At 45.7% G+C, this 8,801-nt stretch carries 10 protein-coding genes; 7 read left to right on the forward strand and 3 right to left on the reverse strand.

Annotated features, from left to right (window positions below):
* Positions 1–223 precede the first annotated feature (223 nt).
* Positions 224–2,692 (reverse strand): CBS domain-containing protein, encoded by a 2,469-nt coding sequence (locus QUA10_RS10885; RefSeq protein ID WP_333080192.1) that lies wholly within the window; start codon positions 2,690–2,692, stop codon positions 224–226.
* A gap of 267 nt (positions 2,693–2,959) precedes the next feature.
* Here QUA10_RS10885 and QUA10_RS10890 point away from each other — a divergent pair, with 267 nt between their 5' ends.
* Positions 2,960–3,634 carry a HEAT repeat domain-containing protein gene (locus tag QUA10_RS10890; RefSeq protein ID WP_333080190.1) on the forward strand — a complete coding sequence of 225 codons (675 nt, stop codon included), beginning with the start codon at positions 2,960–2,962 and terminating at the stop codon, positions 3,632–3,634.
* Positions 3,635–3,723: 89 nt separating this feature from the next.
* On the opposite strand, the gene QUA10_RS10895 is transcribed toward QUA10_RS10890, so the two are convergent.
* Entirely contained in the window at positions 3,724–4,140 is a 417-nt protein-coding gene (locus QUA10_RS10895; protein WP_333080188.1) for a PIN domain-containing protein, read from the reverse strand.
* A complete protein-coding gene (locus QUA10_RS10900; RefSeq protein ID WP_194067282.1) occupies positions 4,137–4,364 on the reverse strand; it encodes a hypothetical protein in 228 nt (75 codons plus the stop codon). Before QUA10_RS10900 ends, QUA10_RS10895 begins: the two co-directional genes overlap by 4 nt.
* 327 nt (positions 4,365–4,691) lie before the next feature.
* On the opposite strand from QUA10_RS10900, the gene QUA10_RS10905 reads away from it, so the two are divergent.
* The 6 genes from QUA10_RS10905 (at position 4,692) to arsC (ending at position 8,719) form a co-directional block, all read left to right on the forward strand.
* Entirely contained in the window at positions 4,692–4,946 is a 255-nt protein-coding gene (locus QUA10_RS10905) for a hypothetical protein (RefSeq protein WP_333080186.1), read from the forward strand.
* A gap of 233 nt (positions 4,947–5,179) precedes the next feature.
* Positions 5,180–6,295, forward strand: a complete 1,116-nt coding sequence (locus QUA10_RS10910) for an inorganic phosphate transporter (protein ID WP_333080185.1) — start codon at positions 5,180–5,182, stop codon at positions 6,293–6,295.
* A 139-nt stretch (positions 6,296–6,434) separates the two neighbouring features.
* Positions 6,435–6,776 (forward strand): metalloregulator ArsR/SmtB family transcription factor, encoded by a 342-nt coding sequence (locus QUA10_RS10915; protein WP_333080184.1) that lies wholly within the window; start codon positions 6,435–6,437, stop codon positions 6,774–6,776.
* Between the two features lie 104 nt (positions 6,777–6,880).
* The gene (locus QUA10_RS10920) at positions 6,881–7,585 is read left to right on the forward strand and encodes an MIP/aquaporin family protein (protein WP_333080182.1); all 705 of its coding nucleotides are present in this window, start codon (positions 6,881–6,883) and stop codon (positions 7,583–7,585) included.
* A 7-nt stretch (positions 7,586–7,592) separates the two neighbouring features.
* Positions 7,593–8,252: an arsenical resistance protein ArsH gene (gene arsH / locus QUA10_RS10925; protein ID WP_333080180.1), complete on the forward strand. Its 660-nt coding sequence runs from the start codon at positions 7,593–7,595 to the stop codon at positions 8,250–8,252.
* Positions 8,253–8,323: 71 nt separating this feature from the next.
* Positions 8,324–8,719, forward strand: a complete 396-nt coding sequence (arsC, locus tag QUA10_RS10930) for an arsenate reductase, glutathione/glutaredoxin type (protein ID WP_333080179.1) — start codon at positions 8,324–8,326, stop codon at positions 8,717–8,719.
* Positions 8,720–8,801 lie beyond the last annotated feature (82 nt).

Here is an 8,801-nt window from a genome sequence, read left to right on the forward strand (position 1 = left end):
CAAAGATGACCCCCAAAAAAAGGATACAAGCCTCCGATAGTAGTCATGGAACTCCCAAAATCTTAGACTCTTGTTCAATCTCCCAGATTCGTCTGTGGAGTAAATCGAAAATCTAAAATCGTTGGACTGAGCGCGACTTGACGCTCGCGCTCGCCGAACCTCTTAGGCCGAAGTCTAAAATCTAAAATCTAAAATCTAAAATCTAAAATTGACTCAGGGCGGACTAATTTCCATCTGGGTTGGTAGGAAATGTGACGATAAAATTAGTCCAGCCATTGCTGCTTTCAACCTCAATTTTTCCCTGCAACTGTTCCACAAGTTTTTGAACCAAAGCTAAACCCAAACCTGTACCTCCTTGTTTCCAAGGATCGGCGTTGGGAACTCGATAAAATTTCTCAAAAATTCGAGGCAATTCCTCTATGGAGATGGACGATTGATTGCGGAGTATAAATTGGATTTCTGAAGCCATAGCACTTGCTTGTCGCGAATTTTTCCTTTGTCCTCTTTGTTCGCCGTCTCCGTTTTTGCACTCGACTTTCAGAGAAATTTCGCCGTCATTGGCAGTATATTTGCAGGCATTGTTGAGGAGCTCGGCTAAAATTCGTCCCAAACTAGCGCGGTTGGAACTGATCGTGGGGAGGTGACGATCGCACTCTACTCGCAAATCTTGGTGGCGGTCGTGGGCCCGGGTGTAAAACGGGTCGATAATAGTAGGCAGCCAGACTTCTAAGTTTACTGGTTCGAGGTCGATCGGACAAGTTGCGGCTTCGAGCCGCTGCAAATCTAGCAAAGCATTAATCAAATCTGTTTCTCTAGTACATTCTGTTTCTAAAATTTCTAGATAAATCTGGCGCCGATCTAGCGTGGGAGAAATTCTCAACATATGAATAGCCATTTTTATATTAGCTAAAGGCGTCCGCAGTTCGTGAGAAACGGTGCTGAGAAATTCATCTTTGAGGACGTTTAAATGCTGGAGTTCGTGAACTTTTTGCTGCAATTCGGCGGTGCGTTCTTGGACTTGGCGTTCGAGGTCGGTGTTGAGATTTTGGACTTGCTGATAGAGTTGGGCTTGCTGAATGGCGATCGCGATTTGAGTTGCCAGTTGCAGCAGCAAATCCACTTCCGAAGGTTGCCACTGACGGGATTGGGAACACTGATGGACACACATCATTCCCCACAAATTGCCGTCTTGCAAAATTGGTACAATCAAATAAGCTTTGATTTGCGCTTGCTGGAACCGTGCATATTTTTCGGCGCTCAAACAGGCTTGGTCGAGGTCTGGAACCGCATAAATTTCCTGTTCGATCACGGAAGCAGATTCTTGCCAAATATTATCCGGCATGATTTCTCCCAATATTGAAGGCCAATTTTCGGCAACGGATTCTGCCACTACAATGCCGTAATTGCTGGACTCTAAATGCAGGATTGCTACTCGGTCAGCTTGCAAAACTTGGCGGACTTCATCGACGCTGGCGTGGAGAATTTCTTCGAGGTTTAAGGATTGATGAATCCGCAAGGAAATGTGAGTTAACAGCCGATCGCGCTGCAATTGTTCGTGGAGTTTTGCAGTCCGTTCCCGCACCTGCTGTTCTAGTTTGGCGTTGCGGCTTTGCAACAGTTCCACTTTTTCGGCTTGGAGTTGATAAACCGACTGCTGCAACTGTTTGACAACTCGGTACATTTCGGTGGGATCGAGGACTCTGAGCAAGCTGGTCTGAGTAATAATTCCCAACAGTTCTCCGCGTCCCCCGCACACGACCAACCGCTGCACTTGTTGCTGCTCCATTTCTTTGTGCGCCGTCCATAGGGAATCGGAAGGTTGAAGAAATTGCAGGGGAGTTCTCATGACTTTTTGAGCTGGGGTTTGCTCGAAATTTAGTTCGAGAAACTGTGCCTGCACAAGGTCATATTCGGTAATAATTCCCAGGGGTTGGTGAAAGGAATAGTGAAAAATGGAGGTATAGTCATCTTTGGGCTTCTCCATTGTTAATTCTTTGTTTTTTGTAATCACTACACAACTGACTTGATGCTCTGACATCAGTTCGGTTATGCTCAGCAGTGAGGCGGTGTGGGGCGCTGTAATTGGCGTAGTCATTAATTCTGCTACCCGCCGCAATTTAAGAATGTTTGAAGGCTGCAATACTTGGCGAATTCTTTCCCGTGTCAGCACTCCTACCAAGTGGCGAAATTGATTGACGATCGGCAAATAGCGAATCTTGTGCTGGCGAAATAAGGATAAAGCGGTAAACACGTCTTGGTCATCGGATTCTGTGAGGGATACCGACACCGGGGACATCACTTCGGAAATTGGTATTTTGTGCAGGGCTACTTTGTGCTGGCTGTCTATTTTGCCAGAAGCTATCAGCCTCACTAGGTCGGCGGGTGTTAATATGCCGATTAACAGCCCGCGGCTGGGGTTTTCGGATAAGTTGCCTGTGGTAATAGTCTGCTGGTTTTGCACGACGAACACGCATCGGGCCCGCATCTTTTCCGGCGCGGATGTTGCGGATGTTTCGGTTATCGCCCCCCGGTCTGAGGGTACAGGTGTTTTGACTAGGGGACAACTGTTTTGCAACTGACTCATCAGGGCGATCGCCACTGCTAAGGAAGTTTCTGGCCCGGCAGTGAGGGGGTAGCGATCGATCGCTTGTTCTAAGGCTGAGGAGTAAAAGGGCGGGTGGTAGAACGGCATAGTTGATCAGGTTGTCAGAGGGCGGCTAACTATCGGGCAAAGCCTTAGGGAACGGCAGAAACACCTCGCCTGTGCTTGGGATTTAAATAATAAACTTTCTCTTTGATTATTTCCACGCAATCTGAGCTTTAGATTAATAGTCTCACTAATCCGCAATCTTACTCATCTCAAATACGCAGGGCGGTTTTTACTGCCTGCTTTTCCCCTGAGACTCCCCTATAATCAAAATAACCCGAATGTAAAGTTTTACTACAAGATTTATCCATAATGACAACTTTAAGCTTAGAGCAAATCGCAGCCAAGTTAGAAAGCGAAAATTCCGCCGATCGAATGGTGGCTTTGGCCAACTTGCGAAATGTGCCTGCTGCAGAGGCGGTGCCTTTGATTAAAAAGGTGTTGAACGACGAAAGTTTGCAGGTGCGATCGATGGCTGTGTTTGCTCTCGGGGTAAAACCGACAGCAGAGTGCTATCCCATTCTAGTCAAATTGCTAGAAACAGACCCGGATTACGGCATTCGTGCTGACGCTGCGGGTGCTTTGGGCTATCTGGAAGATATCAGAGCTTTTGATTCTTTGGTGCGGGCTTTTTACGAAGATACTGAATGGCTGGTGCGCTTCAGTGCTGCTGTTTCTCTGGGAAATCTCAAAGATCCCCGGGCCCGCGATGTGCTGCTAAAAGCTCTCGACAGCGAGCAAGTGGTGATCCAGCAGGCGGCAATTTCGGCTTTGGGGGAAATTAAGGAAATTGGGGCGATCGATCGCATCCTCAATTTTGCTCAGTCGGAAGATTGGCTGATTCGCCAGAGGCTGGCTGAAGCTTTGGGCAATTTGCCGAGTCTTAAGAGCGTTTCGGCTTTGAAATACTTAGAAAAAGATAGCAATTCTCAAGTATCTCAAGCGGCAACAATTTCTCTCGATCGTTTGTCAAAAGTAGAAGGATGACAGATAGCGATATTTTTGTTGTAAGTGTTTCATTTCCGCGCTTTTAAGGCGGGGATGAAACACCGATGCCTAATTTATTCAGCCCTCTGCTAGGTCAACCGATTTCTCAGTTCTGGAGGTGACAAAACGGGAATCGGCGACCCTGCGAATCCATTCACATCCGGAGTAACGATCGCCTCTAACTCTAACTCGATCGCACACGCTATCTGCACCGCATCTTCAACATCCGGCAATCCCAGCGTGATCGCTTGCTCCAGAACCTCTCGCTCCACCGCACAAATTTCCATCAATGCCAACAGTCGAGTTACGGCGGCAATCGCAGCTTCAGAACTCTTGGTTTGTCGTCCAACCAAATAACGCACATCCTTAACCGTTGTCGCCGACATAAACCCTTCAACTTGCCCCGATTCAACGGCATTCAGTAAAAAAGCAGCATCCGCTACAAAAGGTTCGCGGGCCAGCATTGCATCCAGTAAAACATTGGTATCAAATAAAACTTTTATCACAGATACTTTTGGACTAACCGCTCATCCAACATTGCCTTTACTTCTGCATCTGTAGGTGGTGGCGCGTCCGTTTTGGCAATGCCAATTAAACTCGCGGCTAAACCCTTCGGTTTCACCTTCGAGCGGGGTTTCGGTTGGAGCGATCGCATCAAAGCATTAATTAACTGCCATCGCTCCTCGGCAGACAACCTCAGTGCTCGGTCTTGAAGTTCGCGTAACGTCATAGTAATTATCTTTGACAGAAAGCATTGGACAAGCAGGCAACTATATAAATACCCCCGCTTCAAAATTTTAGCGCCTCAAGTGATATAATCTTAGCTTCTTAAAAACACTTAATTTTTCACAACGGGCTGTATCTGGAAAATTTTCAAATTAGAAGGAATTGCGATCGAGATTGACACCAGCGAATATTTTATTAATTATGTTGGTAAAATTCTCGGTATCTTAATAAATTTTATAGAGTTTTGAGTGAAACCAGAAGGTATTATTTAACCAGCAAGGGCTAATCGCAAGTTAAAATAGTTGTTGATCTCGTTTAACCAAAGCCAGCCATGAATCAAGCGCCCAATCCCTTTAACTCAAATCCCTCCAATCCGCTAGACCCCTTGGAGCAAGAAGTTGACGATCAAGGTGAAGCATTGCCGAGACAGTACCACCCGGCAACTAAAAAAACTCTGCAAAAAGTCTTTATCATTCTGGTAGTTGTCGGGGCAATTATTGGGGGAATTTTATCTATAGGGGTGATTTCGCTGATGCAAAAAGCCGGACTCACTGATGTGCCGGCCAGGGTACAGACTCCCAAGTAAATCGGTTGGTTGAGCGTACCGGAAGCGATCGCCGAGCCTTAATTATAGTATCGTTCAATATCCTGCCCATCTGGCGCGAAATTAAGATGCGATCGCTCGCCTATTACCAAAAGAAATCTTAATATTTTTATTATTTTATTTGAGGCAACTGTGTCTATACAATCAAATTCGGTGCTGTCGGGGCACCTGCCAAAAACTGTTTCAAATAAACCACACTTATTCTGACTAATAAAATGTTACTTATTGCGCTATTTATCGCCACGTTTTTTTTAGCATACTGCAATGGTGCTAATGATAATTTTAAAGGCGTGGCGACACTGTTTGGCAGCCAGACGACTAACTACAAAACAGCAATTGGTTGGGCAACAATCACAACTTTTGCAGGTTCAGTATTTTCTATTTTTATAGCAGAAACTCTGGTAAAAAGCTTTTCGGGAAAAGGGCTAGTTCCAGACGATATCGCCAATGGCTCAGATTTTCATTTGGCAGTCGCGATCGCTGCGGGTTTAACCGTTATTCTTGCTACCTTAACTGGATTCCCTATTTCCACAACTCACGGTCTTACAGGTGCTCTTGTTGGTGCAGGTTTAGTAGCAATTGGTAATCAAGTTAATTTGACTGCTTTGCAGAAAAATTTTCTAATGCCTTTGTTGCTGAGTCCCATGATTGCGATTCTATTAGGAGCTTTAATTTATGCGCTGTCTCGCTACCTGCGAGTTTATTTAGGAATCCAGAAAGAATGGTGTATTTGCGCTGGTCAAACTCAACAAATTATTCCCATTCCCCAGCCGGATGCAACTAACATACTCAAGTGCATCACAACCGCTGATGTCGCGGTCGATTCTCTAGATAAATGCACGCAAAGGTACGTGGGAAATTTCTTACAAATCCCCAGCCAAAAGTTAGTGGATCTTTGCCATTTTATGAGTGCGGGAATCGTCAGTTTTGCCAGAGGATTGAACGATACGCCGAAAATTGTTTCCCTCATGTTAGTCGGTCAATCAATCTCAGTTCAGTGGGGAAGTTTAGCAGTAGCTTTGGGAATGGCGATCGGCGGTTTATTGAATGCTAAAAAAGTTGCCGAAACCATGAGCAAAAAGCTGACAGCAATGAATACTGGTCAAGGGCTGGTGGGAAACTTAGTGACTGGATTTTTAGTTATTGTTGCCAGTCGTTATGGGCTTCCTGTTTCTACTACCCATGTTTCGGTAGGCTCAATCTTTGGTGTAGGATTGATTTCAAAAAAAGCTAATGTGCGCGTTTTCTATCAGATTCTACTATCATGGATCTTGACCTTGCCAATTGCTGCTGCAATCAGCGGCTGCGCTTACTGGGTGTTGCATCGGTAAAAGAATTAATCGTTAGTCCTAGAAGATAAAGATTTCGGAGTTGATTTGGAATGGCCATCACAGGATAACCTTATGGAATCTAACGGTAAAAACAAGAAATCGCGCCGGGAGTGTTTGAATAAAATTTTAAGGGTAATTTATGGTTAAAAATTATACGATCGCACCGCCTGTTGCAGATAAATTGACTGCTGCTGGCTTTCACGCTCTTTCTGACCCCCTGCGGCTTCAGATTTTGGAGTTGCTGCGGGAACAGGAGTTGTGCGTGTGCGATTTGTGCGATCGACTGTCTGTCCCTCAGCCTAAACTCTCTTTCCACCTCAAAACCCTAAAAGAAGCCGGTTTAGTTTGCAGCCGTCAAGAAGGGCGCTGGATCTACTACAGCCTCAATTTAGCTCAGTTTATCGCCCTCGAACAGTACCTCGCCGAATACCGCCGCTTCAGCCAGATCCTGCCGGCGCGCCCCTGTTCCGACGCGGGTTAACCCATCAACATTTCTTAATCACTCAAATACTGATATGGCTTGTTTGATGATTGACATATCAACTTTTATTGATATGATGGGAGGGAACAAATTAGTTGAGATCGATGGATGCAACAGCGCAGAGGTTAGGTTGTGCTCGCCCCGATTGCAAGCGAGAGGCGATCGCGGAATTTCTAGGTACATTTATTTTGGTTTTTGCAGGCACCGGCGCGGTGATGGTTAACAAAACTAGCGCTGGTTCCGTAACTCATTTAGGCGTCAGTTTTGTATTTGGTGCAGTAGTATGTGCCATGATTTACGCCCTAGGACACATCAGCGGTGCACACTTTAATCCTGCTGTAACTTTAGGGTTTTGGGCGAGCGGTTTTTTCCCAAAATATAAAGTTTTACCTTACATTTTAGGGCAGTGTGCGGGTGCGATCGCAGCTTCTCAAGTGCTGCTAATTACCCTAGGAAAAGTAGCAAATCTCGGTGCAACTATCCCTCTCAACGGTAACTGGTTGCAGTCTCTAATTTTAGAAACTGTTTTGACCTTTATCTTAATGTTTGTTATCCTCGGTTCAGGACTTGACAGGCGCGCTCACATCGGTTTTGCCGGGATAGCAATAGGCTTAACTGTAGGCTTAGAAGCTGCATTTATGGGGCCGATTACCGGAGCGAGTATGAATCCGGCACGCTCTCTCGGCCCGGCTTTAGTTGGCGGCATTTGGGAACAACACTGGGTTTACTGGGTTGCTCCGATTTGGGGAGCACAAATAGCAGTCGCAATTTATCGGGAACTATCTAACGGATTTCGGGATTTTAATTGAAAGTATCATGACAAGTTTTACGCACAAACCGAGAATTTTGTTTTTATACGGCTCGTTAAGAGAGCGTTCTTACAGCCGCTTGTTGGCGGAAGAATCTGCTAGATTTATCGAGGATTTCGGTGCCGAAGTTAGGTTTTTTAATCCTCTAGAATTGCCGATTTACGGCAGCGTTCCCGATACGCATCCGAAGGTTCAGGAATTACGGGAATTGAGCCTATGGTCGGAGGGTCAAGTGTGGTCTAGTCCAGAAATGCACGGGAATATTACTGGCATTATGAAAAACCAAATTGACTGGATTCCTTTAAGCATTGGCGCTGTCAGACCGACTCAAGGGCGAACTTTGGCGGTGATGCAAGTTAGCGGTGGTTCCCAGTCTTTTAATGCTGTGAATACTTTGAGAATTTTGGGCCGCTGGATGCGGATGTTTACGATTCCTAATCAATCTTCGGTTGCTAAGGCTTATCAGGAATTTAATGATGATGGAACGATGAAGGATTCGCCTTATCGCGATCGCGCGATCGACGTAATGGAGGAACTGTACAAGTTTACCTTGCTGTTGCGGGAGCAAGCCGACTATTTGACCGATCGCTACAGCGAACGCAAGGAACAAGCAGCTAAAGAGGCGATCGCCCTAGCAAATCGCGCCCTTGAATTACCGGGCGCTTAGAAACCGCCGGAACCCCAACAACAACCCATAACCAACAACTAACAACTAACAACTAACAACCAACAAAAACCATGAAAAAAGTAATGTTTGTTTGCAAAAGAAACTCCTGCCGCTCGCAAATGGCAGAAGGATTCGCTAAAACCATCGGAGCCGGCAAGATTCGAGTCACCAGTTCCGGTTTAGAATCAAGCAGAGTTCATCCGACAGCAATTCAAGTCATGTCAGAAATCGGCATTGATATCACAGATCAAACATCAAACCCATTAAGCGAATTCAATGCAGAAGACTACGATGCAGTAATTTCTTTGTGCGGCTGCGGTGTGAATTTACCCGAAGCGTGGGTATTGCGAGAAGTGTTTGAAGATTGGCAACTCGACGATCCCGACGGACAACCCATCGAAACTTTTCACCGCGTTCGAGATGAAATTAAAGCACGAGTTGAAACATTAGTTGAGTCTCTAAAGTAAGATTAATATAGCAATCCTAAATCATTTGTGAATTTCTTACTCCCTCCCCAAGGCATCGGGGAGGGTTGGGGTGGGGTAAAAA

Origin of the sequence: Microcoleus sp. Pol8_D6 (assembly GCF_036700965.1) — a bacterium.
In the GTDB taxonomy this organism is placed as follows: domain Bacteria; phylum Cyanobacteriota; class Cyanobacteriia; order Cyanobacteriales; family Microcoleaceae; genus Microcoleus.

Excerpts from the sequence above, each read along its gene's own strand:
- QUA10_RS10915 (WP_333080184.1), top strand. The coding sequence starts at position 6,435 with ATGGTTAAAAATTATACGATCGCACCGCCTGTTGCAGATAAATTGACT.
- arsH (WP_333080180.1), top strand. The coding sequence starts at position 7,593 with ATGACAAGTTTTACGCACAAACCGAGAATTTTGTTTTTATACGGCTCG.
- QUA10_RS10905 (WP_333080186.1), top strand. The coding sequence starts at position 4,692 with ATGAATCAAGCGCCCAATCCCTTTAACTCAAATCCCTCCAATCCGCTA.
- QUA10_RS10885 (WP_333080192.1), bottom strand. The coding sequence starts at position 2,692 with ATGCCGTTCTACCACCCGCCCTTTTACTCCTCAGCCTTAGAACAAGCG.
- QUA10_RS10920 (WP_333080182.1), top strand. The coding sequence starts at position 6,881 with ATGGATGCAACAGCGCAGAGGTTAGGTTGTGCTCGCCCCGATTGCAAG.
- QUA10_RS10910 (WP_333080185.1), top strand. The coding sequence starts at position 5,180 with ATGTTACTTATTGCGCTATTTATCGCCACGTTTTTTTTAGCATACTGC.
- QUA10_RS10900 (WP_194067282.1), bottom strand. The coding sequence starts at position 4,364 with ATGACGTTACGCGAACTTCAAGACCGAGCACTGAGGTTGTCTGCCGAG.
- QUA10_RS10890 (WP_333080190.1), top strand. The coding sequence starts at position 2,960 with ATGACAACTTTAAGCTTAGAGCAAATCGCAGCCAAGTTAGAAAGCGAA.
- arsC (WP_333080179.1), top strand. The coding sequence starts at position 8,324 with ATGAAAAAAGTAATGTTTGTTTGCAAAAGAAACTCCTGCCGCTCGCAA.